The sequence below is a fragment of the Streptococcus sp. oral taxon 056 str. F0418 genome, assembly GCF_000220065.1.
GTDB lineage: Bacteria > Bacillota > Bacilli > Lactobacillales > Streptococcaceae > Streptococcus.
Map to the genome: position 1 here is coordinate 1372222 of NZ_AFQU01000001.1, position 23355 is coordinate 1395576.

At 41.0% G+C, this 23355-nt stretch carries 24 protein-coding genes and 3 pseudogenes; 25 read left to right on the forward strand and 2 right to left on the reverse strand.

The annotated features are described in order from the left end of the window. The first annotated feature begins 280 nt into the window (after window positions 1-280). From HMPREF9182_RS06905 to HMPREF9182_RS06925, 5 genes and pseudogenes are all read left to right on the forward strand, one after another. Window positions 281-1630, forward strand: coding sequence for a glucose-6-phosphate isomerase (locus HMPREF9182_RS06905; RefSeq protein ID WP_009443236.1), 1350 nt, complete (start codon window positions 281-283; stop codon window positions 1628-1630). Between the two features lie 387 nt (window positions 1631-2017). Beyond that, window positions 2018-2272: a hypothetical protein gene (locus tag HMPREF9182_RS09620; protein ID WP_128080249.1), complete on the forward strand. Its 255-nt coding sequence runs from the start codon at window positions 2018-2020 to the stop codon at window positions 2270-2272. A gap of 168 nt (window positions 2273-2440) precedes the next feature. Next, window positions 2441-3351: pseudogene (locus HMPREF9182_RS06915) on the forward strand (DMT family transporter). A gap of 192 nt (window positions 3352-3543) precedes the next feature. Continuing rightward, window positions 3544-4083 (forward strand): 5-formyltetrahydrofolate cyclo-ligase, encoded by a 540-nt coding sequence (locus tag HMPREF9182_RS06920; RefSeq protein ID WP_009754381.1) that lies wholly within the window; start codon window positions 3544-3546, stop codon window positions 4081-4083. After that, window positions 4067-4750, forward strand: a complete 684-nt coding sequence (locus HMPREF9182_RS06925; protein WP_009443154.1) for a rhomboid family protein — start codon at window positions 4067-4069, stop codon at window positions 4748-4750. Before HMPREF9182_RS06920 ends, HMPREF9182_RS06925 begins: the two co-directional genes overlap by 17 nt. A gap of 121 nt (window positions 4751-4871) precedes the next feature. Here the strand turns inward: HMPREF9182_RS06925 and galU are convergent, their stop codons facing one another. Both galU and HMPREF9182_RS06935 read right to left on the reverse strand, forming a co-directional pair. After that, window positions 4872-5771, reverse strand: a complete 900-nt coding sequence (gene galU / locus HMPREF9182_RS06930) for a UTP--glucose-1-phosphate uridylyltransferase GalU (RefSeq protein WP_009754458.1) — start codon at window positions 5769-5771, stop codon at window positions 4872-4874. Between the two features lie 28 nt (window positions 5772-5799). Next, window positions 5800-6816 carry an NAD(P)H-dependent glycerol-3-phosphate dehydrogenase gene (locus HMPREF9182_RS06935; protein WP_009443693.1) on the reverse strand — a complete coding sequence of 339 codons (1017 nt, stop codon included), beginning with the start codon at window positions 6814-6816 and terminating at the stop codon, window positions 5800-5802. A gap of 183 nt (window positions 6817-6999) precedes the next feature. Between HMPREF9182_RS06935 and HMPREF9182_RS06940 the strand changes: the two genes are divergently transcribed. The 20 genes and pseudogenes from HMPREF9182_RS06940 to rnmV all read left to right on the forward strand — a co-directional run bounded on the left by HMPREF9182_RS06940 (window position 7000) and on the right by rnmV (window position 23353). Continuing rightward, window positions 7000-8706 carry an ABC transporter ATP-binding protein gene (locus HMPREF9182_RS06940; protein ID WP_009443871.1) on the forward strand — a complete coding sequence of 569 codons (1707 nt, stop codon included), beginning with the start codon at window positions 7000-7002 and terminating at the stop codon, window positions 8704-8706. A 1-nt stretch (window position 8707) separates the two neighbouring features. Next, window positions 8708-8846, forward strand: a pseudogene (locus HMPREF9182_RS11165) (ABC transporter ATP-binding protein); the annotation flags it as partial. Continuing rightward, a pseudogene (locus HMPREF9182_RS11170) lies at window positions 8819-9544 on the forward strand (ABC transporter permease); the annotation flags it as partial. The pseudogenes HMPREF9182_RS11165 and HMPREF9182_RS11170, both read left to right, overlap by 28 nt. Before the next feature lie 144 nt (window positions 9545-9688). Continuing rightward, complete coding sequence (locus HMPREF9182_RS11175; protein ID WP_441347891.1) at window positions 9689-10477, forward strand: ABC transporter ATP-binding protein; 789 nt, start codon at window positions 9689-9691, stop codon at window positions 10475-10477. A 172-nt stretch (window positions 10478-10649) separates the two neighbouring features. Beyond that, the gene (locus HMPREF9182_RS06950) at window positions 10650-11339 is read left to right on the forward strand and encodes a gamma-glutamyl-gamma-aminobutyrate hydrolase family protein (protein ID WP_009754220.1); all 690 of its coding nucleotides are present in this window, start codon (window positions 10650-10652) and stop codon (window positions 11337-11339) included. 265 nt (window positions 11340-11604) lie between these two features. After that, the gene (locus tag HMPREF9182_RS06955) at window positions 11605-12054 is read left to right on the forward strand and encodes an 8-oxo-dGTP diphosphatase (protein ID WP_009443182.1); all 450 of its coding nucleotides are present in this window, start codon (window positions 11605-11607) and stop codon (window positions 12052-12054) included. Between the two features lie 85 nt (window positions 12055-12139). After that, a complete protein-coding gene (locus HMPREF9182_RS06960; RefSeq protein WP_009443275.1) occupies window positions 12140-12583 on the forward strand; it encodes a dUTP diphosphatase in 444 nt (147 codons plus the stop codon). Window position 12584: 1 nt separating this feature from the next. Next, a complete protein-coding gene (locus HMPREF9182_RS06965; protein WP_009754531.1) occupies window positions 12585-13100 on the forward strand; it encodes a histidine phosphatase family protein in 516 nt (171 codons plus the stop codon). Window positions 13101-13112: 12 nt separating this feature from the next. After that, window positions 13113-14474: a DNA repair protein RadA gene (gene radA / locus HMPREF9182_RS06970; RefSeq protein ID WP_080979193.1), complete on the forward strand. Its 1362-nt coding sequence runs from the start codon at window positions 13113-13115 to the stop codon at window positions 14472-14474. A 119-nt stretch (window positions 14475-14593) separates the two neighbouring features. After that, window positions 14594-15304, forward strand: a complete 711-nt coding sequence (locus HMPREF9182_RS06975; protein WP_009754753.1) for a TIGR00266 family protein — start codon at window positions 14594-14596, stop codon at window positions 15302-15304. A 253-nt stretch (window positions 15305-15557) separates the two neighbouring features. Then, window positions 15558-16043, forward strand: coding sequence for a GNAT family N-acetyltransferase (locus tag HMPREF9182_RS06980; protein ID WP_009443684.1), 486 nt, complete (start codon window positions 15558-15560; stop codon window positions 16041-16043). 304 nt (window positions 16044-16347) lie between these two features. Beyond that, window positions 16348-16842, forward strand: a complete 495-nt coding sequence (locus tag HMPREF9182_RS06985; RefSeq protein WP_009754925.1) for a beta-class carbonic anhydrase — start codon at window positions 16348-16350, stop codon at window positions 16840-16842. A gap of 132 nt (window positions 16843-16974) precedes the next feature. After that, the gene (gene gltX / locus HMPREF9182_RS06990; protein WP_009754297.1) at window positions 16975-18432 is read left to right on the forward strand and encodes a glutamate--tRNA ligase; all 1458 of its coding nucleotides are present in this window, start codon (window positions 16975-16977) and stop codon (window positions 18430-18432) included. Between the two features lie 354 nt (window positions 18433-18786). Further along, window positions 18787-19146, forward strand: coding sequence for a ribonuclease P protein component (rnpA, locus tag HMPREF9182_RS06995; protein WP_009754299.1), 360 nt, complete (start codon window positions 18787-18789; stop codon window positions 19144-19146). Continuing rightward, the gene (locus tag HMPREF9182_RS07000) at window positions 19130-19987 is read left to right on the forward strand and encodes a YidC/Oxa1 family membrane protein insertase (protein WP_037602781.1); all 858 of its coding nucleotides are present in this window, start codon (window positions 19130-19132) and stop codon (window positions 19985-19987) included. Before rnpA ends, HMPREF9182_RS07000 begins: the two co-directional genes overlap by 17 nt. Then, window positions 19960-20925: an RNA-binding cell elongation regulator Jag/EloR gene (gene jag / locus HMPREF9182_RS07005; RefSeq protein WP_037602783.1), complete on the forward strand. Its 966-nt coding sequence runs from the start codon at window positions 19960-19962 to the stop codon at window positions 20923-20925. The genes HMPREF9182_RS07000 and jag overlap by 28 nt, the downstream gene beginning before the upstream one ends. A gap of 88 nt (window positions 20926-21013) precedes the next feature. After that, the gene (locus HMPREF9182_RS07010; RefSeq protein WP_009443650.1) at window positions 21014-21646 is read left to right on the forward strand and encodes a hypothetical protein; all 633 of its coding nucleotides are present in this window, start codon (window positions 21014-21016) and stop codon (window positions 21644-21646) included. 139 nt (window positions 21647-21785) lie between these two features. Next, a complete protein-coding gene (gene rpmH, locus HMPREF9182_RS07015; RefSeq protein ID WP_000831902.1) occupies window positions 21786-21920 on the forward strand; it encodes a 50S ribosomal protein L34 in 135 nt (44 codons plus the stop codon). A 100-nt stretch (window positions 21921-22020) separates the two neighbouring features. After that, on the forward strand, window positions 22021-22791 hold the full coding sequence (locus HMPREF9182_RS07020; RefSeq protein WP_009754248.1) for a TatD family hydrolase: 771 nt from the start codon (window positions 22021-22023) through the stop codon (window positions 22789-22791). After that, window positions 22763-23353: a ribonuclease M5 gene (gene rnmV / locus HMPREF9182_RS07025; protein WP_037602784.1), complete on the forward strand. Its 591-nt coding sequence runs from the start codon at window positions 22763-22765 to the stop codon at window positions 23351-23353. Before HMPREF9182_RS07020 ends, rnmV begins: the two co-directional genes overlap by 29 nt. Window positions 23354-23355: the final 2 nt, after the last annotated feature.

Sequence of the window (23355 nt, forward strand, 5' to 3'; positions counted from 1 at the left end):
CTAGATTCCGATTAGAAAGCCTCATTTGAGAATTTTCCATTGAGGAAATATATAAGAAATGTTCTGGTCTGGGATAGAATCTTAGGCTTTTTTCTATGAAGAGGAACCCTAAGCGGAGCAGGAGAAATTCAGTAAATTACGCAAACGATTGCTTTGAAGTGCCTATTAGCTTTTGCTAACTTGCAAAAAAATAAATTGGAAGCGTTTTAAAGCGAGGTTTTGCTTGCTAAAAAAGTCTTAAAGCGTTATCATATTAAAGAAAAGAAAATGGAGGAATATCATGTCACATATTAAATTTGACTATTCAAAAGTTTTGGAAAAATTTGTTGCTCCACATGAAGTGGAATACATGCAATCACAAGTAACAGCAGCAGATGAATTAATCCGCAAAGGAACTGGTGCTGGTAGCGACTTTTTAGGTTGGTTGGACCTTCCTGAAAATTACGACCGCGAAGAATTTGACCGCATCTTGAAAGCTGCTGAGCAAATCAAAGCAGACAGCGATGTCTTGGTTGTGATCGGTATCGGTGGATCTTATCTTGGTGCTAAAGCAGCCATCGACTTCTTGAACCATCACTTTGCGAACTTGCAAACAAAAGAAGAACGCAAAGCCCCACAAATCCTTTACGCCGGAAACTCAATTTCATCTACTTACCTTGCTGACTTGGTAGAGTACGTAGCAGACAAAGACTTCTCAGTAAACGTGATTTCTAAATCAGGTACAACAACTGAACCAGCGATCGCTTTCCGTGTCTTCAAAGAACTTTTGGTGAAGAAATACGGTCAAGAAGAAGCCAACAAACGGATCTACGCAACAACTGACCGCCAAAAAGGTGCTGTTAAGGTTGAAGCGGATGCGAACGGTTGGGAAACATTTGTGGTTCCAGATGACATCGGTGGACGTTTCTCAGTCTTGACAGCAGTTGGCTTGCTTCCAATCGCTGCATCAGGAGCAGACATCAAAGCCCTTATGGAAGGTGCAAATGCAGCTCGTAAAGACTACACTTCAGACAAACTTTCTGAAAATGAAGCTTACCAATACGCAGCCGTTCGTAACATCCTTTACCGCAAAGGCTACGCTACTGAAATCTTGGTAAACTACGAGCCATCACTTCAATACTTCTCAGAATGGTGGAAACAATTGGCTGGTGAATCAGAAGGAAAAGACCAAAAAGGAATCTATCCAACTTCAGCTAACTTCTCAACTGACTTGCACTCATTGGGTCAATTTATCCAAGAAGGAACTCGCATCATGTTTGAAACAGTTGTCCGTGTTGACAAACCACGCAAGAACGTGATTATCCCTAGCTTGGAAGAAGACCTTGACGGACTTGGTTACCTTCAAGGAAAAGACGTTGACTTTGTAAACAAAAAAGCAACTGACGGTGTTCTTCTTGCCCACACTGATGGTGATGTACCAAATATGTATGTGACTCTTCCGGAGCAAGACGCTTTCACTCTTGGTTATACTATCTACTTCTTCGAATTGGCCATTGCCCTTTCAGGTTACTTGAATGCCATCAACCCATTTGACCAACCAGGTGTTGAAGCATACAAACGCAATATGTTTGCACTTCTTGGTAAACCAGGATTTGAAGATTTGAGCAAGGAACTCAACGCTCGTTTGTAAAGCGATTAGAGATATAGATTTTATAAAGCTAGGACAGAGGTTCTAGCTTTTTTTGTATAAAATAGTCAAAAAGTTTTTAAATAGTTAATGTTAGAACATAAAAATATGGTAAAAAGGAGATTATTGATGAAACGAAATTTCAAAATAATAAGATTGTTGAGCTAATATTTTAATACTAACAGCTTGTGCTAAAACGGCAACACAATCGAAAAAACAGAAGGTAAGGATATAGCTTCCTCTACTAATTCTGTATCAAAAGAGAAGAAAACATATGGTATTGGGGATAAGATAACATTTGAAGGGAAAGCGGAATATACCATCACGAATGTTGAATGGACAGAAGAACGCAATCAATTTGAACAAAGCAATCCTGAAAAAGTCTTAAAAGTGACATACAATGTGACCAATTTATCGGATAAAGATGCAGTTGTGGGTATGGGAATGGACTTGTATGTGGGTGGCAAAAAAATGGAAACCTATGCAAATTCAAATACCACGGAAACGATTTCAGCAGGACGTAGTTATGAAGGAGCGGTCCAGCATTTTGGTGTGAATGGTTCAGGAAGTAAAGAACTTGAAATCAAACCTTTTATGGATTTTTCAGGAACTAAGCCGGCTATTGTTACTTTTGAACTTGATTAAATAAGCCTACGAATAGTTGATGATAGGATTACATTTCTTTAAGCCTAAGACAAGTACTGTCTAGGTTTTTTTAGCTTAAACGAATGTGATTTTATGCCCCTTACAGAAATTTTACAAATTTTTTTCTATCATCTTTTTTCTTGAAAATATTTATGTTACAATGGAAAAATGAATAAGTATCAGAAACAGATTTTTAAAGGGACTTTGTATGCCCTATTATCCGGTATTGTTTGGGGAATTTGTGGAATTTTAGGAGAATATTTTTTTGCTCACTATTCAGTGACTTCTGGCTGGATTACTTCTATGCGATTGGTTATTGCTGGGCTGGTTGTTCTAGTCATAGCTGCAATCCAAGATTCTAAAAAAATCTGGGGCATTTGGAAGAAAAAAAGAATATTTTCCCTTTTGTGACCTATGCTATTTTAGGTGTTTTTTCGGTTCAATTTTTCTTTTATCTCTGCATCCAGTATTCTAATGCTGTAACTGCGACGATTTTACAGTATATTAGCCCAGTTTTTATGTTGGTCTATGATTTTTTTATTGCCAAAAAACGTATTTCAAATACGGCTTTGATTTATGTGGTTTTAGCTATGGCTGGCGTATTTTTAATGACAACAAAAGGGGATTTGTCTAATCTCTCCATTACACCCCTAGCGCTTTTATTTGGTCTTCTCAGTGCTTTAGCAGTTGTATTTAATGTTGTCTTACCTCAACGCTTTGCTAGACGTTATGGCCTGCTTAATACTGTAGGTTGGGGGATGTTAACAGCCGGGCTACTTAGTAATTTTCTCTATCCGATCTACCATGTTCCATTTAAATTAGACGGTTTGAGTATTGCTATTTCTATTATCATTGCTCTTTTTGGAACGGCCTTTTCTTTTTTGATATCTATGAAGGCGGCTTCTTTGGTGTCACCTTTGATTGTAGCTGTTGTAGGAGCAAGTGAGCCTTTATCGTCGGCTGTATTGAGTGTCTTATTTCTTGGGATGGTTTTGGATATGCCTTTGGTGATTGCTATGCTACTGATTATTGTGCCGATGGCCCTCTTATCAATCGAGGAGTCTACACTAAAGAAATGATTTTTCAGTTATGGATCGTTAAATATAAAGAGGGTTTATGTTGGTATCAACCCTCTTTTTGATACATCAAGGCTAAGGTAAGACTTGTTATGTGTTATAATAAAAGCCAATAGATTGTAAACTTCTGCATCAGGATTTGTCCGACTAAAAGATAATGAAGCTGGACAAGAGCTTTGATAAAAGGGGATGAATATGGGAAAAAAGGAATTGAGACAGCTTGTTTTGAATCAAATGAAACAACTTTCTACGGATGAAAAAAAACTGGCTGACGACTGGCTAACGCAACGACTGCTTCAATCGACAGCCTATCAACAGGCAAAAGTAATTGCAACGTATCTATCTATGCCACATGAAGTAGATACTTCATCTTTTGTCATGCAAGCTCTGCTGGATGGCAAACAAATCTTGATACCTAAGACCTACCCTAAAGGGAAAATGATTTTTGTAGAATATGATGAGAAGTCTTTGCAAAAAAGCACTTTTGGTCTTCTAGAGCCAGTAAGTAGCCTTGCTGTGAATAAGGAAGAGATTGATCTTATCCATGTGCCTGGTGTGGTATTTAATCCTAAGGGATTTAGAATTGGCTATGGTGGTGGTTATTATGATCGCTATTTGGCAGATTTTAAAAAGCAGACGATCAGTACTATTTATCAAGTGCAGCAGGCAGGCTTTATTCCTGCAAAACATGATATTGCAGTAAAGGAGTTGATTACGTATGAAACAAATGTTTGATAGGGACTACCCGGTCACTAGTATCTTGCTTATTATTACAACGATTATATTTATTTTGATGTTTGCTTCCTACGGTTTCCAATATGAGGGACTGGAAGCTTTATATCAATTTGGAGCGGTACATGGCTACACCATACAAGCTGATCCAAGTCAATTTTGGAGAGTATTTTCTGCTATGTTTATTCATATTGGCCTCGAACATTTTGTTGTCAATATGCTGACGCTTTATTTCCTTGGTCGACAAATTGAGGCGATTTTTGGTTCTTGGAAATTCTTATTATTGTACTTGATGTCAGGTGTTATGGGCAATGTTTTTGTGATATATTTTTCGCCCGATACCCTGGCAGCAGGTGCGTCTACATCATTGTTTGGACTCTTTTCTTCGGTTATTGTATTACGATATACGACACGCAATTACTACATCCAGCAGTTGGGGCAATCCTATATGAGCCTACTGGCTGTCAATCTTATCATGAGTTTCTTGCCAGGAATCAGTCTTGCTGGACATTTAGGAGGTCTTGTAGGAGGAGCATTAGGTGCGGTGATTTTGCCGGTTTCAGGAGAACGCTATGCTTTTACTTTGTCTCAGAGATTAATGGCAACATTGGCTTATATAGGATTAGCGCTCTTTCTTATCTTTATGCTGTTTCAACGACCGTTTCATTAATTTAAGTTAGCGACTTATTAAAATAAGTTTTCAAGAAATACGCAACACAAATGGTATGAAATGCTTTTTGATCTTTTAAAAGAGAGTTGAATGTCTTGAGTCTCAAAATTAACTAAAAAAATTATTTTTGTTTGCTTTCTAATTTTTTGCCTAGATCAATAATGTACTGCTCTAAGTCATCTTTGACTTGAGGGTGTTTGAGAGCGTAGTCGATAGATGTCTTCATAAAGCCAAACTTATCACCGACATCATAACGATTTCCTTTAAACTCTCGAGCAAATACACGTTGCGTTTTATTCAGGGTGTCAATAGCGTCAGTTAACTGGATTTCGTTGCCAGCTCCTGGCGCTTGATTTTCTAAAATTTCAAAAATTTCAGGTGTTAATAAGTAGCGACCAATAATGGCCAAATCGCTTGGAGCTTCTTCAGGGCTTGGTTTTTCTACAAATTTCTCAACACTGTATAGACCATTGACGCCATCGCCTTGTGGTGCTATGACACCATAAGAGGATACTTCGTCGTGTGGTACTTGCATGACAGCAATAGTTGAAGCATGGGTTGCTTCATAATCATTCATCAGTTGCTTGGTTAGTGGGATCGATTTGTCATTGGTAATATCCATGAGGTCATCTCCCAACATGACAACAAAAGGCTCATTTCCGACAAAGGCTTTAGCTTGTAAAACAGCATCTCCTAGTCCACGCGGATGACTCTGGCGAATGAAGTGTAGTCCAATGCCAGTAGTCTCATCCACTAATTTTAGCAAATCGTTTTTCCCTTTTTCTTTGAGGTTGTATTCTAACTCAAAGTTGGAGTCAAAGTGGTCTTCGATTGAGCGTTTTGACTTTCCGGTTACGACTAAAATGTCATCGATACCAGATTTGAGCGCTTCTTCGACGATAAATTGAATGGTTGGCTTGTCTACAATAGGTAGCATTTCTTTTGCTAGAGCCTTGGTAGCAGGTAAGAAACGTGTACCAAGACCAGCAGCTGGAATGACAGCTTTTTTAACTTTTGACATTATTAAATCCTTTCTATATATAAAATGGTTAAGTCCATTCGTTTTCTGCTTTGAATTCATTGTTCATGATTTCAAAGATAGCATCTTTAATATCCTGATGTTCGTAGATAACTTTATAAATTGCCTGTGTGATAGGCATATAGACATCTAATTCTTGAGCCAGTTCATATGCAGCTTTGGTTGTAGAGATTCCTTCAATAACCATGCCCATATTGACTTCAATATCGGCTAATTTTTGACCTCGCCCGAGTGCGTCTCCTGCTCTCCAGTTACGTGAGTGAACAGATGTTCCAGTCACAATCAAATCACCAACTCCAGACAATCCGCTGTAGGTCAGTGGATTAGCGCCAAGTTTGACACCAAGTCGAGTGATTTCGGCCAGACCACGGGTAATAATAGCAGCTTTGGCATTGTCTCCATAGCCTAAACCATGTAGAGCACCAGCTCCGACAGCAATGATATTTTTTAAAGCCCCTGCTGTCTCAACGCCAACTACGTCTGTATTTGTGTAGAGGCGGAAGTAGTGATTGCTGAAGAGTTTTTGTACGTATTTAGCGGTCTCTAAGTCTTTGGAAGCAGCGGTAATGAGAGTGATGTCTCGAACGATGGTTTCTTCTGCATGGCTGGGACCTGAAACAACGACAATTTCACTGCGTAGGTTTGCTGGAATTTCTTCTTCCAGAATTGTTGAAATACGCTCATGACTGTCGGGTTCTAAGCCTTTTGAAGCATGCATGATCTTGACTTTATGATCAAGTATTTGAGCTACTTGTTTAGCGACCAGTCGTGTGACCTTAGTTGGTACAACAAATAAGACAGCATCTACGCCCTCTAAAGCCTCTTCTAAGCTATGGTAAGCTCTAATTTTTTCATCGAGTATGATATCTTTGAAATAACGTTTATTGGTATGTGCTTGATTGATTTCATCGATCTGCTCGGCAATATTTCCCCAGATTCGGACTTCGTGGCCGTTGTCATTTAATACTTGCGACAAGGCTGTTCCCCAAGAACCTGGACCGATTACAGCAACTCGTTGTTTATCCATTTTGTATTTTTCCATTTCTAACTAGACTATTCTCTTCTATTTTACCATATTAAAAGAAAAAATCGTTTACAAAGTAAAATGTGGTATCTTTTCTGTTAAAAGTTGGGCTTATAATTTTATTTTACTTTTATCTATGATATAGTTAAGAGAATACAAGAGAGAGGATAGAAAGATAGGGGAATTATGTTGATAAAGGCTTTATTTAAGTATAAGTGGTTTGTTTTGTGTTCAGTTGTAATGACAATTTTGATGATTACAAGTTCGCTCTTGCAACCGTGGTTATTAAAGCAGGTGTTGGATGCTTTGCAGGTGAGTGATGGAGATACGATTTATCGAACGGGTGGATGGCTCATTGGTATGGGGCTTGTTGGCCTAATAGCTGGAGGGATCAATGTAACGATGGCAGCTTATGTAGCTCAAGCCGTTTCATCTGATCTCCGAGAAAAGACTTTCCGAAAAATCCAAACTTTTTCCTATGCGAATATTGAGCAGTTTAATGCGGGAAATCTAGTTGTCCGAATGACCAATGATATCAATCAAATACAGAATTTGGTCATGATGATGTTTCAAATCCTTCTTCGTTTACCAATTCTATTTGTCGGATCGGTTGTTTTGGCGATTGCAACGGTACCGTCGCTTTGGTGGATTATTGCCCTTTTAATCATCATTGTGGCTAGTTTAACAGGCATTATGATGGGAATGATGGGGCCACGCTTTCAAAAATTTCAAATTTTATTAGAGCGCATGAACTCCATTGCTAAGGAAAATCTTCGGGGGGTTCGAGTCGTTAAGTCATTTGTGCAAGAACAAGCGCAGTTTTCTAAGTTTAAACAGGTTTCTGACGAACTTTTATCACAAAATCTGTTTATTGGCTATGCTTTTTCAGTTGTTGAGCCGATGATGATGTTTGTAGGCTATGGAGCCGTTTATATAGCTATCTGGGCTTTGTCTAGTATGGTATCAACTGATGCAGGAATTGTTAGTGCGATTGCTTCGTTTATCGGCTATTTAAATCAAATTATTTTCACTATTATTATGGTCGGTTTCTTGGGCAATGGTGTGACGAGAGCTATCATATCAATGCGCCGGATTAATGAAGTGTTAGGTACAGAACCGGCTATGACTTTTCAGGAAACAGCTGTTGAAGATTTGGAAGGTAGTATTAGCTTTGAGCATGTAAATTTCACTTATCCAACAGACGATACGCCTATTTTGAAAGATATTAGTTTTGATGTGGCGCCAGGTCAGATGATTGGAGTTGTTGGAGCGACAGGGGCAGGAAAATCGACTTTGGCTCAGCTGATTCCACGTCTTTTTGATCCTCAGGAAGGTGCTATAAAAATTGGTGGTAAAGACTTGCGAAATTTGAGTCAAGCAAGTTTGCGTAAGAATATTTCGATTGTTTTACAAAAGGCTATCCTTTTTAAAGGGACTATTGCTGACAACCTGCGTCAAGGTAAACTGGATGCTTCCTTGCCTGAGATGGAGCGAGCTGCTCAAATTGCCCAAGCTAGTGAATTTATCAATCGAATGAAGGAGAGTTTTGATAGTGAGGTAGAGGAGCGAGGAAGCAATTTCTCTGGTGGTCAGAAACAGCGCATGTCTATTGCTAGAGGGGTTGTTAGTCATCCCAATATTTTGATCCTGGATGATTCCACGTCCGCACTTGATGCTAAGTCAGAAAAGCTAGTTCAAGAAGCTTTAAACAAGGACTTGAAAGGGACAACTACGATTATCATTGCACAAAAGATTAGCTCAGTTGTGCATGCAGATAAGATTTTGGTCTTGGATCAGGGGCGACTGATTGGCCAGGGGACACATGCGGAATTGGTCGCATCTAACGATGTCTATCGTGAAATTTACGAGACACAAAAGGGAAAGGAGGAATAAAATGCGAACAATGCAATTCTTCTGGCAGTATTTTAAAAAATATAAACTATCATTTATCATTGTCATCCTGATGATGGTGGTTTCAACTGTTTTGCAAGTGCTTTTCCCAATTTATGTCGGCCAGGCTGTTCAGCATCTAGTGGAACTGGGGGCTGCTTTTTCTCGCGGAGAAGAAACGAGCTTGCTTTTAACAACTTTTGGTGCAATTATGGGAAATCTCTTTTTGATTTTTCTTTGTTTATCAGTTTCTAGTTTGATTTATATGGTCTTAATGACACGCGTGATTTCTCATTCCACTAATGAGATGCGCAAGGGACTCTTTGGGAAATTAGCTAAACTGACTGTTGCCTTTTTTGATCGTCATCAGGACGGGGATATCCTATCACGTTTTACGAGTGACTTAGACAATATTCTTCAAGCTTTGAACGAAAGTATGATCCAAGTATTGAGCAATGTTTTACTCTATATTTGTCTAGTGATCATCATGTTTGTCCAACATGCTAAATTAGCTTGGATTACAGTAGCAAGCACACCAGTGGCTTTTCTTATTTTAATTGCTATTGTACGTTTGGCACGAAAATACACTAACCTTCAGCAAAAAGAGGTTGGTCAGCTCAATGCCTTCATGGATGAGGTGATTTCTGGGCAAAAAGCGATTATCGTTCAAGGAATGCAAGAGGAAGTCATTCATAGCTTTGTTGCGCAAAATGATAGAGTTCGTTCAGCGACATTTAAAGGTCGAGCTTTTTCTGGGCTTCTTTTCCCAATTATGAATGGGATGAGCCTGATAAATACTGCTATTGTCATCTTTGCAGGCTCTGCTCTCTTACTGAATGACTCGAATATTGAGGCAGCTGTTGCGATTGGATTGATCACGACATATGCACAATTTTCCCAACAATATTATCAGCCTATCATCCAGATTGCAGCTAGCTGGGGCAGTTTGCAATTGGCCTTTACAGGGGCTGATCGGATTCAGGAGATGTTTGATGCACCAGAGGAAGTCCGGCCGGAGAATGCACCTGAATTCACAGAGCTTAAGGATGCGGTGGAGATCAAGCATGTAGACTTCTCCTATGTAGAAGGTAAACCTATCCTCAAAGATGTGTCTATCTTAGCGCCTAAGGGCAAGATGACAGCTGTTGTCGGCCCTACTGGATCGGGTAAGACGACCATTATGAATTTGCTAAATCGTTTTTATGATGTGGATAGTGGTAGCATTGAGTTTGATGGTCGCGACATTCGAGATTATGAGTTGGACAGCCTACGGAGCCGTGTGGGTATTGTCTTGCAGGATTCGGTGCTCTTTAGTGGCACGATTCGGGACAATATCTGCTTTGGTGTGCCGGATGCTAGCCAGGAAATGGTCGAAACTGCTGCGCGTGCGACCCATATTCATGACTATATTGAAAGTCTGCCTGACAAATACGATACCATCGTGGATGATGACCAGAATATATTCTCAACTGGGCAGAAACAGCTGATTTCCATTGCTAGAACTTTGCTGACGGATCCGCAAGTCTTGATTTTAGACGAAGCGACTTCCAATGTCGATACGGTAACTGAGAGTAAGATTCAGCAGGCCATGGAAACTGTTGTGGCTGGTCGAACGAGCTTTGTCATTGCCCACCGCCTCAAGACGATTCTCAATGCTGACCAGATCATCGTTCTCAAAGACGGAGAGGTTATTGAGCAAGGCAATCATCACCAACTCCTCAAACTGGGCGGCTTCTACTCAGAACTTTATCATAATCAATTCGTATTTGAGTAAGAAGTTCATCTATTCACTTTTCCCTTGTTTGAATGGTATTTCATTCAAGGGCTTTTTTTATTTAGCCCAATTTTGATAAATATTTTTTATAACCAGCTTTAAAAAAATTTATTGGACGGTTTAGCAATGCCGTGGTAAGATATACTATATCAAAATAAGGGGGGATCACGGTATGTGCAGAACAATTGTTGGAATTTCAGCCAATCTTTGCCCAGTAGATGAAACGGGAAAGAATATTCACACATCTGTTTCACGTAAATTTGTGGACGGCGTACGGTTGGCTGGTGGCCTGCCCATGGTGATTCCTCTTGGAGATAAAAGCTTAGTAGAAGATTATGTGGAAACGATAGACAGGCTGATTTTGTCAGGAGGACAAAATGTCCACCCGCAGTTTTATGGGGAAGAAAAGACTATTGATAGTGACGACTACAATATTGCCCGCGATGAGTTTGAGCTGGCACTCCTGAAAGAAGCTCTGCGCCAAAACAAGCCAGTTATGGCTATTTGCCGAGGTCTGCAGTTGGTAAATGTCGCTTTTGGTGGTACTCTTAATCAGCATATTGATCATCACTGGCAAGGAGCACCATTTGGCACTTCTCATTCTATTTGTACGGAGAAAGGAAGCGTTGTGGAGCGTTTGTTTGGTAGGGCAAGTCGGATTAACTCAGTTCATCGCCAAAGCATCAAGGACTTGGCTCCTAATTTTCGAGCGACAGCCTTTGATCCCAGAGATAATACCATTGAAGCCATTGAGTCAGTAGATGGTCGCCGGATCATCGGCCTTCAGTGGCATCCAGAGTTCTTAATAAATGAAGAAAAGGGCAATTTGGAGCTGTTTCAGTACCTCTTGCAAGAGCTGTAAAAAATTATTTCATTTTTTTAAGTTACTTTTAGGAAAATTTAAGATAAGTGTTCTATACTAAGACCATAAACAAAGACCTCCTAACTTTGTTTAGAAATCCTAAAACTTTTCTTTTTCATAATAATCTCCCTATAAGAACCGCCCAATTGGCGGTTTTTTTGCTTGAAAGGCTGAGAAATCTAGATTTTCATCAATTTGATGTCTTTTATGTTATAATGAGTCACAAGTAGGCCGAGCGGATCGGTCGATAGATGGAGGAGCAGAGATGTCAAGAGCGGAGCGAGTTATTTTAACAAATATGTGCATGGTTTATGATGAGGACCGCATTTTAGTGCAAAATAAAGTAAATGATGATTGGACCGGCCTTTGCTTTCCAGGCGGCCATGTTGAAAATCGTGAATCCTTTGTCAAATCAGTGATACGGGAAATCAAGGAGGAAACAGGTCTGACCATCTATGAGCCTAGGTTATGCGGTGTCAAGCAGTTTTATACCGAAAAGGATGAACGTTACGTCGTTTTTCTTTACAAAACCAATCGTTTTGAAGGAGAGCTGGTCTCGTCCGACGAAGGAGAAGTGTTCTGGATTAAACGCGAGGATCTTGATCACCACTCGCTGGCCTTGAGCTTTAAAGAAATGTATCAAGTTTTCACATCAGATTTGACGGAGCAATTTACCTATCTGAATAATGGAGAGATCATCAGAGATCTATACTAGGGAGAACCGCCCAATCGGCGGTTTTTTTGCTTGTTTTTTTCGAATTTAGTATAATAGGGACAGCAAAAATAGAAAAGAGAACTCTATGAAAATTCGTGGATTTGAGCTGGTTTCCAGCTTTACAAATAAAGATTTGCTGCCCAAGAGAGAGACGGCTCACGCAGCAGGTTACGACTTAAAAGTGGCAGAGCGCATCGCCATTGCGCCAGGGGAGATTGAGCTAGTTCCGACTGGTGTCAAAGCCTACATGCAGCCGGGCGAGGTGCTTTATCTTTACGACCGCTCGTCCAATCCTCGGAAAAAAGGTCTGGTCTTGATTAACTCCGTTGGAGTCATTGATGGCGACTACTATGGCAATCCAGGAAACGAAGGGCATATCTTTGCTCAGATGAAAAACATCACAGATCAGGAAGTCGTCCTCGAAGTTGGGGAACGTGTGGTTCAGGCTGTCTTTGCACCATTTCTGATTGCGGATGGAGATGAGGCTGAAGGCCTGCGGACCGGCGGATTTGGGTCAACAGGACATTAGTATGAAAATCATTTTCATCCGCCACGGAGAGCCAGATTATTCACTTTTGGAAGAGGCTGGTTACACTGGCTTTGGACTAGATTTGGCTCCCTTGTCGGCTGCTGGTCGCCGGATGGCGACAGAGGCCGCTGCTAATCCTTTGCTGGAACAGGCGGAAATTCTGATTTCATCTTCTGTGACGCGGGCTTTGGAGACGGCCTCCTATCTGATTCGAAACCGCCAACTACCGCTTTTTGTGGAGCCTTTTCTACATGAATGGCAGGTATATGAAAGTGGGACAGAAAAGTTTGAGCAGGCTCGGAAGTTATTTTTTGAAAATAAAGGCTCACTTCCTGTAGGAAGTTCTGTCTGGTATGAGACGGCTGAGCAGATGAAAGCCCGCTTTTTGCACACCATAAGCAAATACAGAGACTACGAGACGGTAGCTCTTGTAGCCCATCGTATGCTTATCCGCCAGTTTGTAGCTGATCAGCAGATTGATTTTTGCCAGTTTATTGAATGTGAATTAGAAATATAAAGGAGATATCTCATCGCTAAGAAAAAAACGACCTTTGTCTGTCAAAATTGTGAATATCATTCGCCCAAGTATCTAGGCCGCTGTCCTAATTGTGGAGCTTGGTCTTCTTTTGTTGAGGAAGTAGAGGCTGCTGAGGTCAAGCATGCCCGTGTTTCCTTGACAGGCGAAAAGACCCGGCCCATGAAGCTGGCTGAGGTCACTTCGATTGATGTCAACAGGACCAAGACGGAAATGGATGAGTTCAACCGTGTGCTGGGTGGTGGCGTCGTGCCTGGCAGTCTGGTCCTGATTGGTGGAGATCCTGGTATCGGGAAGTCTACCTTGCTTCTGCAGGTGTCCACTCAGCTTTCTCATCAGGGTACCGTCCTCTATGTCAGCGGGGAGGAATCAGCTGAGCAAATTAAGCTGCGAGCGGAACGGCTCGGTGATATTGATAGTGAATTTTATCTCTACGCCGAGACCAATATGCAAAATATCCGCACAGAGATTGAGAAAATCAAGCCAGATTTTCTGATTATTGACTCCATTCAGACGGTTATGTCGCCGGAAATTTCCAGTGTTCAAGGTTCTGTTTCTCAGGTTCGCGAGGTGACAGCTGAGCTCATGCAGCTGGCCAAGACCAATAATATCGCGACCTTTATCGTTGGTCACATGACCAAGGAAGGAACCTTAGCTGGTCCCCGAACGCTAGAGCACATGGTGGACACTGTGCTTTATTTTGAGGGCGAACGTCAGCACACTTTCCGTATTTTACGGGCAGTTAAAAATCGCTTTGGCTCGACCAATGAGATTGGCATTTTTGAGATGCAGTCTGGTGGGCTAGTTGAGGTTGTCAATCCAAGTGAAGTCTTTTTAGAAGAGCGGCTGGATGGCGCGACAGGCTCATCTATCGTCGTCACCATGGAAGGAACGCGGCCGATTTTGGCTGAGGTGCAGGCTTTGGTGACACCGACCATGTTCGGCAATGCCAAGCGAACCACGACTGGACTGGACTTTAACCGAGCCAGCCTCATCATGGCGGTTCTGGAAAAACGGGCAGGACTCCTCCTGCAAAATCAAGATGCCTACCTCAAGTCAGCTGGTGGAGTCAAGCTAGATGAGCCAGCGATTGATTTAGCAGTAGCGGTAGCCATTGCTTCCAGCTACAAAGATTTGCCTACCAACCCTCAAGAGTGCTTTATCGGTGAAATTGGCCTGACTGGCGAAATCCGTCGTGTTAATCGTATCGAGCAGCGCATCAACGAGGCAGCAAAACTGGGCTTTACCAAAGTCTACGCTCCTAAAAACTCTCTGAACGGCCTCAAAGTTCCAGACAGTATTCAAGTCATCGGTGTGACGACGATTGGGGAAGTGTTAAAGAAGGTATTTTCGTAAGATAGTTGCTTTAGATTTGAAGAAAAAACTTACCAGTGCTATAATCGTGATAGATAGGTCAAGAGGCCAAGGGAGACAATAAACTAGCCTCCTCAAAAAGAAATAAAAGGAGAAAACAGATGTCAGATAACCGCATGAATTTTACTATTGAGAATAATAGTCAATTTCCTTTTGTAGAAATAGCGCTAGATAAAGGTGAAAAAGCCTATATTCAGCGTGGAGGGATGGTGTATCATTCTCCAAGCGTTAAGTTAAATACGAAACTGAATGCCAAGGGCTCTGGTCTTGAGAAGTTAGTCAAAGCAGTCGGCCGTTCTATGGTATCTGGTGAAAGTACTTTTATCACTGAGGCTACTTCGGAGGTTGACGGTGGTGTACTTGCTTTAGCGCCAAATGTTCCAGGTCAAGTTATGGCATTAGAAATAGGTGACCATCAATACCGCTTAAATGATGGTGCCTTTCTAGCCTTAGATGGCTCGGCCTTTTATACTATGGAACGTCAGTCTTTTGGACGTGCTCTATTTGGTGGCCAAGGTGGTTTCTTTGTTATGACAACAGAGGGTGAAGGAACGCTTTTGGTCAATGCTTTTGGAGCCATCAAAAAGATCGAATTGCAAGACCAAGAAATGACGATTGACAATGCCCATGTTGTTGCATGGAGTAAGGAACTGACTTATGATATTCATCTAGAAAATGGCTTTTTACAGTCAGTTGGTACAGGTGAAGGTGTCGTCAATACTTTCCGTGGAACGGGAGAAATCTATGTTCAAAGTTTGAATGTAGAAACCTTTGCCAAAGTTTTGGGGACATATATTTCTACCAGAGAATAAAAATGAAGATTTTTCATGTAGTAAGCGTCAGTTCTGATAAACGATACCAAAGGTGATAAGATTAATTTATTTGAAAATCAAATTAATAATCTAAAAAACAATCCAGAGGTGAATATGTCATATTTTGAAAATTTTATAAAGGTCGATCAACCCTTGAAAAGTCAATGCCGCCTTTATAATGTGGCTGTTCGCACCGACGGATGCGAACTCGTTCGTGATATTTTTGGCGGATTCAAGAAACGTGAGGAAAAAAGTGACAATTACTATAAAACTTTACCAGAAATCGTATAAAGAGGCTGTTTTAGAATTGTCAATACAGGCTTGGTCTCCAGTTTTTCCAAAAATGGAAAAAGGAGTTCCTAAGTTTGTTTATGATAATTTTTATCCTCAAGGGTGGGAAACAAGACAAATCAATGATCTAACAGCAGTCTTAGATGAAGAAGGTCAGTTTGCCTGGCTAGCTTTTTTGGAGGAAGAGTTAGTCGGCTGGATTCACATTCGCTTGCACCCTGAGGATAAGATGGGAGAGATTTATATACTAGCCGTTTCTCCAAGCTATCAGCGTCAAGGTGTCGGAAAAGCACTCATGACCTATGCTTGTGATCAGATTAAACAAAAAGGAATGGAAATGGTCATGGTTGAGACGGGTGGTGATCCAGGCCATGCACCAGCCCGTAAAACCTATGAGAACTTTGGTTTTGAACAGTGGCCTGTTGCTCGCTACTTTAAAAAGTTATAACTAATAGCTCTTTGTCAACTTGAGTGGGTGATAAAAGCTAGCATAGAGAACCGTTCATAAAGGTTCTCTCTTTTTTTGAAGTTAGGGAAGTTTTAAGGTCAAAGCTTGGTTGTTTGATATCCTTCATAAAGCCGTTAGTTGCTTTCAGATTGGCATTGGAGAAGGATTTGTCAATATTTTCTGTGGAACTGGTGAATCCATATCCAAAGCTTTATTGCTGACAAAGTGGCGTGAAGCTGGTATGATAAGATTAATTTATTTGAAGTTCAAATTAATAATCTAAAAAAACAATCCAGAGGTGAATATGTCTTATTTTGAAAATTTCATAAAAGCTAATCAAGCCTATGTTGACTTACATGGAACGGCTCACTTGCCACTAAAGCCGAAAACAAAAGTAGCGATTGTGACTTGTATGGATTCCCGTCTTCATGTAGCACCAGCTTTGGGATTGGCGCTGGGAGATGCTCATATTTTGAGAAATGCTGGTGGACGGGTAACAGATGACATTATTCGGTCATTAGTAATTTCTCAGCAGCAAATGGGAACAAGAGAAGTGGTGATTTTGCACCATACAGATTGTGGAGCCCAGACTTTTAACAATAAAGATTTTGTGGAGCATCTTCGACAAGTGTTAGGTGTTGATGCTAGTAGTCAAGACTTTTTGCCTTTTACAGATGTGAGAGAAAGTGTGCTAGAAGATATGGCTTTGTTACGTCAGTCAGACTTGATTCCAGAAGACATAGAAATTTCTGGAGCCATTTATGATGTTGATACTGGGCGAATTCACGAAGTTATATAGATCATCCAGAGGTGTAAAAAAAGATTGCTTGCAGGTAATCTTTTTTTCTACTTATGCTATAATAGAAACGATTGAAAAGAGGATGCTTCACTCCTCAAATAGAAAAATAGAAGAAAATAAAGGAGATTTGTTTTGGCAAAAGCTATTCGTGTGCGTTATGCACCAAGTCCGACCGGGCTCTTACACATCGGAAATGCGCGGACTGCGCTCTTTAACTACCTCTATGCTCGTCATCATGGTGGGACATTCATTATTCGTATCGAGGATACTGACCGTAAGCGCCATGTAGAAGACGGGGAACGCTCACAGCTTGAAAATCTGCGCTGGCTGGGTATTGACTGGGATGAAAGTCCTGAGACTCACGAAAACTACCGCCAGTCTGAGCGCTTGGATATTTACCAAAAATATGTCAATGAACTCTTGGACAAGGGTTTGGCCTACAAGTCCTATGTGACTGAGGAAGAATTAGCAGCTGAACGTGAACGTCAAGAAGCAGCTGGTGAAACACCGCGTTATATCAATGAATATTTAGGGATGTCTGACGAGGGAAAAGCAGCCTATATCGCTGAGCGCGAAGCAGCGGGAATCATTCCGACTGTTCGTCTGGCTGTCAATGAAGCTGGCGTTTACAAGTGGACGGACATGGTCAAGGGCGACATTGAGTTCGAGGGTGGCAATATCGGTGGTGACTGGGTTATCCAGAAGAAAGATGGCTACCCAACCTACAACTTTGCCGTGGTTATTGATGACCATCTGATGGAAATTTCTCACGTTATTCGTGGGGATGACCACATTGCCAACACACCTAAGCAACTCATGGTCTATGAAGCCCTCGGCTGGGAAGCACCAGAATTTGGGCATATGACCTTGATCATCAACTCTGAAACAGGCAAGAAGCTATCCAAACGTGATACCAATACCTTGCAGTTTATCGAGGATTATCGCAAGAAGGGCTATCTGCCAGAAGCAGTCTTTAACTTTATTGCACTGCTGGGCTGGAATCCTGGAGGCGAGCATGAAATCTTCTCTCGTCAAGAATTAATCGAGCTTTTTGATGAAAAACGTCTCAGCAAGTCTCCAGCTGCTTTTGACCAGAAGAAGCTGGACTGGATGAACAACGAATACATCAAGAATGCAGATTTTGACACAATCTTCGCTTTGGCCAAACCGTATCTTGAAGAAGCGGGCCGTTTGACAGATAAGGCAGAAAAGCTTGTAGAGCTCTACAAACCACAAATGAAGTCTGTGGATGAAATCGTACCGCTGACAAACCTCTTCTTTGCGGACTTCCCAGAGTTGACAGATGCAGAGCGTGAGGTCATGGCTGGTGAAACAGTACCGACTGTGTTGACAGCCTTCAAAGAAAAGCTAGAAGCTATGTCTGATGCAGATTTTGTGACGGAGAATATCTTCCCGCAAATCAAGGCTGTCCAAAAAGAGACAGGAATAAAAGGTAAAAACCTCTTCATGCCGATCCGAATTGCCGTTTCAGGTGAAATGCATGGACCAGAGCTACCAGATACGATTTATCTATTAGGCCGCGAAAAATCCATCCAGCATATCGAGAACATGCTCAAAACTATTCAATAAAAATAGACCCGCAATCATGTTTGCGGGTTTTTACTTGGAATCATGATTAATTAAGTATATTTAGTGTTTGATGAACAAATTAAACCGGGAGTCGTAGTTAGTAGGAGAGGTGGCTATTGTAGATTTTGACTTGCTGTTTCTTTCTGTTCTTTTTTTAAAAGAATTTGTTGAATGGATGCAAATTAATCTGTGTGAAGAAAGCTGAAATCTAAGAAAAAGATAGGAATAACAAGCTTTTTATGCTTGTAAATATAAGGCGGAAAAATGTGAGAAAATCTTGTAAATGCCTGCTAAAATTGGATTTTTTGAAAAATATGGTATAATAGATATAATTTTGGTAGATGGAGTTGAATTTTGAGAAAAAGCTATCGCGTCAAGAGTGAGAAAGACTTTAATGCAATTTTTAATGATAAACAAAGTGTGGCTAATAAACGATTTGTCATCTATAAATTGAATAAAGATCAAAAACACTTTCGTGTAGGGCTTTCAGTCAGTAAGAAACTGGGCAATGCTGTTACGAGAAATAGCATTAAGAGAAAATTACGTCATGTCTTAATAGAATATGGGAAGAAGTTGCAACCAGTTGACTTTGTAGTTATTGCTCGTAAGGGAGTGGAAGAGCTGAATTACAAAGAAATTGAGAAAAATTTGCTGCATGTGCTGAAACTAGCTAAAATCTATCAGGAAGGGACTATTAGTGAAACAGAAGAGTAAAATGGCAGGTGTCCTGCTCCTATCCTCACTTGTATTGACCGCTTGCGGAACGAATGAAGTTACAACACAATCGACTGATTTATGGGAGAGATTTGTTTATTTCTTCGCTGAAACGATCCGATTTTTATCTTTTAATGGTAGCATAGGAATTGGAATTATCCTCTTTACAATTATTATCAGAACAGTTCTTTTGCCGGTTTTCCAGATCCAGATGAACTCATCTAGAAAGATGCAAGAAGCACAGCCTCATATTAAGGCCTTGCAGGCTAAGTATCCTGGAAAAGATATGGAGAGTCGAAATCGCCTAGCAACAGAGACTCAACGACTTTATAAAGAGCTAGGTGTAAATCCACTTGCATCCTTTATTCCTCTGTTCATCCAGATGCCGGTTTTGATTGCCTTGTATCAAGCGTTGACACGAGTTGCTTTCTTAAAGACAGGACATTTCCTATGGCTTAATCTAGCAGAAACGGATCCTTATTACATTCTGCCAGTATTGGCGGCCCTCTTTACTTTTTTAAGTAGCTGGCTGAATAATAAGGGACTGGCTGAAAGAAATGGCGCGATGACCGCAATGACTTATGTGATGCCTTTGATGATTTTTTGGTTTGCCCTGACTTTCTCCAGTGGTGTAGCCCTATATTGGATGGTATCAAATGCTTATCAAGTGGTTCAGACATTAATTTTGAGCAATCCTTTTAAGATGATTGCAGAACGTGAAGCTAAGCTTAATGCAGAGCGTGAACAAGAAGAAAAGAAAAAACGTGCTTTCCGAAAAGCACAGAAAAAGAAAAATAAGGAGGTCTCTTGCAAATGGTTGTATTTACAGGAGCGAGCGTAGAAGAAGCGATTCAAGAAGGATTGCGTCAATTAGATATTCCTCGAATGAAAGCACATATTACTGTTATTTCTCGTGAGAAAAAAGGTTTTCTAGGTTTATTTGGTAAAAAGCCTGCCCAAGTTGATGTAGAGCCTATTAGTGAAACAACGATGGTTAAAGCGAATCAAAAAGCTGTTAAAGGTGTGCCTGATGAAATCAATGCAAAAAACGAACCCGTTAAAAGCGTCAGCGAAGAAACAGTTGATTTAGGACGAGTTGTTGCAGCGATTAAGAAAATTGAAGGAGAAGGTGAGAAAGTTTCAGATGAAGTGAAGGCTGAGATTCTCAAACATGACAAACAGGCCAACACTATTCTGGAAGAAACAGGAACAATTGAACTCATTAAAGATCAGGTACAAAATGGCGAACCAGAAGAACCAACAAATCTGACGAAACAAGACTTTGCAGATCTTGGTATTGAAGTAGAAGAAGAAAGCTATAATATCGATGAGGTTGTAGCGGAAGTCACTGATTATGTACAAGAAATCGTTAATGAAATGGATGTTGAAGCGAGCTTGACATCGAACTACAACCGCCGTACGATCAATATGCAGATTGATACCAATGAACCAGGACGTGTCATTGGCTATCACGGAAAAGTTCTTAAAGCCTTGCAATTATTGGCTCAAAATTACCTCTATGTTCGTTATGAGAAAAGTTTCTATATTTCAATCAATGTTAATGATTATGTAGAACACAGGGCTGAAGTGTTGCAAAGCTATGCGCAGAAATTGGCGAATAGGGCGTTGGAAGAACGCCGTAGCCAGCCGACTGATCCAATGTCTAATAACGAACGCAAAATTATTCACCGCATTATTTCTAAAATGGATGGAGTTACCAGCTATTCAGAAGGCGATGAACCAAATCGCTATGTCGTTGTGGATATTGATAGCGAATAAAGTAAATTTGAACGAACCTACTTTTTAGCATGATGTTACAAAGTACGTTCGTTTTTTATCATTACGTATTTTAGAAGAAGGAATTGATATGTCATTGTTCCCAGCTATAAAAGCCTATCTTCCCTACCAAGGGACTAAGTATATTGCGCCAGAAAAAGCAAAAGATCTTCGGGAAGTCATGTTGGATTTGAAATCTAAAGGCCAAGTGGCTCGTAAAGAGTTTATGGATTTGGCTAAAGATTTTCAAATGCTTTATCCAAATTTGAGTTTGGAGAGAGCGAGCCAATGGATGAACCAAGCCCAAATCTTGCGCCCTCACTTTTGGAATTATGTGAAAGGTTATGGAGAGATAACAGAACCCATGTTTGCCTTGCGTTTATATGGAACTGCAGAAGATTTTGGAGTATCACTTGAGGTTAGCTTCATGGAACGAAAAAAAGACGAATATAGTCTTTCAAAGCAAAATCGTATCTTACAGGTGCCGATTAAAGAGCCAGTGTATTATTTTGCACAGGAAAAGGGAGTTAGTCAGAGGTTTGATGGAACGGAAGATAATCGCCAATTATTGATAAAAAAGGTTCAAGAAGGCCAGATCCGCAAGGTCTTGGCTAAATACGATATCAATCTGTCTAGAGCCAATTCTAAAGAAGAGGTTTTGTCTGATTTACAAGAAGCAATGTCTGCCTTGATTCCATTTTATGAAGCAACAAGGCCTCTATGATTACGTTCTCAAAAGGAAACTTATTTTCTGGAACTATTGACAAAAGGATTAGAATCATATAGAATAGTAAAGTATGTTTAGTAACTGATCACAACTAGCCGGCTAAACGAATACAAGAATCTAAGAGGAGGTATTCATCGTGAAACGTACTTATCAACCAAGTAAAATCCGTCGCGCGCGTAAACACGGTTTCCGTAATCGTATGTCTACTAAAAACGGTCGTCGCGTACTTGCAGCTCGTCGTCGTAAAGGACGCAAAGTTTTGGCTGCTTAATCAAAACGATTATAACAAGAAAAATCAGTGGAAACTCGAGACCACTGATTTTTTGTTTAGCTTTTGGTATAATAGTTAGAAGAAAAGGCAAGGGTAAAAAATGAAAATTTTTGACACACACACACATTTAAATGTGGATGAATTCTCAGGTCGGGAAGCAGAAGAACTGCAACTGGCTAAAGAACTTAGTGTTACTGCGCACAATGTTGTTGGGTTTGATCAACCGACTATTGAAAGAGCGCTTGAGTTAGCTGACCAGTACCCAGAAGTCTATGTAACCTTGGGCTGGCATCCGACTGAGGCTGGGACTTATGATGAGGCGGTGGAAGCCTATCTGCTGGACAAACTTCGTCACCCCAAGGTGCTGGCTCTGGGTGAGATTGGGCTGGACTATCACTGGATGACAGCACCTAAAGATGTTCAGGAGCGGGTATTCCGCCGGCAAATCCAGCTCTCAAAAGAGCTGAACCTGCCCTTTGTCGTTCACACACGTGACGCATTGGAGGACACCTATGAGATTATCAAGAGTGAGGGCGTAGGTCCTCGTGGTGGCATCATGCACTCTTATTTGGGTTCTTTGGAAATGGCAGAGCGCTTTATTGAGCTAGGGATGATGATTTCTTTTTCCGGAGTTGTCACTTTTAAAAAAGCGACGGATATTCAGGAAGCGGCGCAGCGTATACCTTTGGATAAAATCCTCGTTGAGACGGATGCACCTTACTTGGCGCCAGTTCCCAAGCGTGGTCGAGAAAATAAAACGGCCTATACTCGCTATGTGGTAGAGAAAATTGCTGAGCTGCGTGGACTGCCTGTCGAAGAAGTGGCACAAGCAACCTATGATAATGCAAAGAAGGTGTTTGGGCTTGACTGAGAAGATAAAAATCCCTCAGGTAATCGTCGTTGAGGGCAAGGATGATACAGCTAATCTTCAGCGATTTTACCAAGTTGATACTTACGAGACGAGAGGATCTGCAATCAATGAAGAAGATCTAGAGCGGATAGAGAAACTGCACCAGCTACGTGGTGTTATTGTCTTTACCGATCCAGATTACAATGGTGAGCGTATCCGTCGAATGATTATGGAGGCTGTGCCAACTGCTCAGCATGCCTTTCTCCGACGAGATGAGGCAACTCCCAAGTCTAAGAACAAAGGTCGGTCGCTCGGAGTAGAGCACGCTTCATTTGAGGATTTACAGCAGGCATTGGCTGGGCTGGTCGGATATTTCGATGATGAGGATAATTTTGATATCACCAAAAGCGATCTTGTGCGACTAGGTCTGCTTATGGGAAGCGACAGCCGTCAGCGTCGAGAGTATTTGGGTGAGCAGCTTCGTATCGGCTATTCCAATGGCAAGCAGCTCCTCAAACGCTTGGAATTGTTTGGGGTGACCTTGGTGGAAGTGGAAGAAACTATGTGTAAATATTCAAATTAACG

Excerpts from the sequence above, each read along its gene's own strand:
- HMPREF9182_RS06905 (WP_009443236.1), top strand. The coding sequence starts at position 281 with ATGTCACATATTAAATTTGACTATTCAAAAGTTTTGGAAAAATTTGTT.
- HMPREF9182_RS06920 (WP_009754381.1), top strand. The coding sequence starts at position 3,544 with ATGGGAAAAAAGGAATTGAGACAGCTTGTTTTGAATCAAATGAAACAA.
- HMPREF9182_RS06925 (WP_009443154.1), top strand. The coding sequence starts at position 4,067 with ATGAAACAAATGTTTGATAGGGACTACCCGGTCACTAGTATCTTGCTT.
- galU (WP_009754458.1), bottom strand. The coding sequence starts at position 5,771 with ATGTCAAAAGTTAAAAAAGCTGTCATTCCAGCTGCTGGTCTTGGTACA.
- HMPREF9182_RS06935 (WP_009443693.1), bottom strand. The coding sequence starts at position 6,816 with ATGGATAAACAACGAGTTGCTGTAATCGGTCCAGGTTCTTGGGGAACA.
- HMPREF9182_RS06940 (WP_009443871.1), top strand. The coding sequence starts at position 7,000 with ATGTTGATAAAGGCTTTATTTAAGTATAAGTGGTTTGTTTTGTGTTCA.
- HMPREF9182_RS11175 (WP_441347891.1), top strand. The coding sequence starts at position 9,689 with ATGTTTGATGCACCAGAGGAAGTCCGGCCGGAGAATGCACCTGAATTC.
- HMPREF9182_RS06950 (WP_009754220.1), top strand. The coding sequence starts at position 10,650 with ATGTGCAGAACAATTGTTGGAATTTCAGCCAATCTTTGCCCAGTAGAT.
- HMPREF9182_RS06955 (WP_009443182.1), top strand. The coding sequence starts at position 11,605 with ATGTCAAGAGCGGAGCGAGTTATTTTAACAAATATGTGCATGGTTTAT.
- HMPREF9182_RS06960 (WP_009443275.1), top strand. The coding sequence starts at position 12,140 with ATGAAAATTCGTGGATTTGAGCTGGTTTCCAGCTTTACAAATAAAGAT.
- HMPREF9182_RS06965 (WP_009754531.1), top strand. The coding sequence starts at position 12,585 with ATGAAAATCATTTTCATCCGCCACGGAGAGCCAGATTATTCACTTTTG.
- HMPREF9182_RS06975 (WP_009754753.1), top strand. The coding sequence starts at position 14,594 with ATGTCAGATAACCGCATGAATTTTACTATTGAGAATAATAGTCAATTT.
- HMPREF9182_RS06985 (WP_009754925.1), top strand. The coding sequence starts at position 16,348 with ATGTCTTATTTTGAAAATTTCATAAAAGCTAATCAAGCCTATGTTGAC.
- jag (WP_037602783.1), top strand. The coding sequence starts at position 19,960 with ATGGTTGTATTTACAGGAGCGAGCGTAGAAGAAGCGATTCAAGAAGGA.
- HMPREF9182_RS07010 (WP_009443650.1), top strand. The coding sequence starts at position 21,014 with ATGTCATTGTTCCCAGCTATAAAAGCCTATCTTCCCTACCAAGGGACT.
- HMPREF9182_RS07020 (WP_009754248.1), top strand. The coding sequence starts at position 22,021 with ATGAAAATTTTTGACACACACACACATTTAAATGTGGATGAATTCTCA.
- rnmV (WP_037602784.1), top strand. The coding sequence starts at position 22,763 with ATGCAAAGAAGGTGTTTGGGCTTGACTGAGAAGATAAAAATCCCTCAG.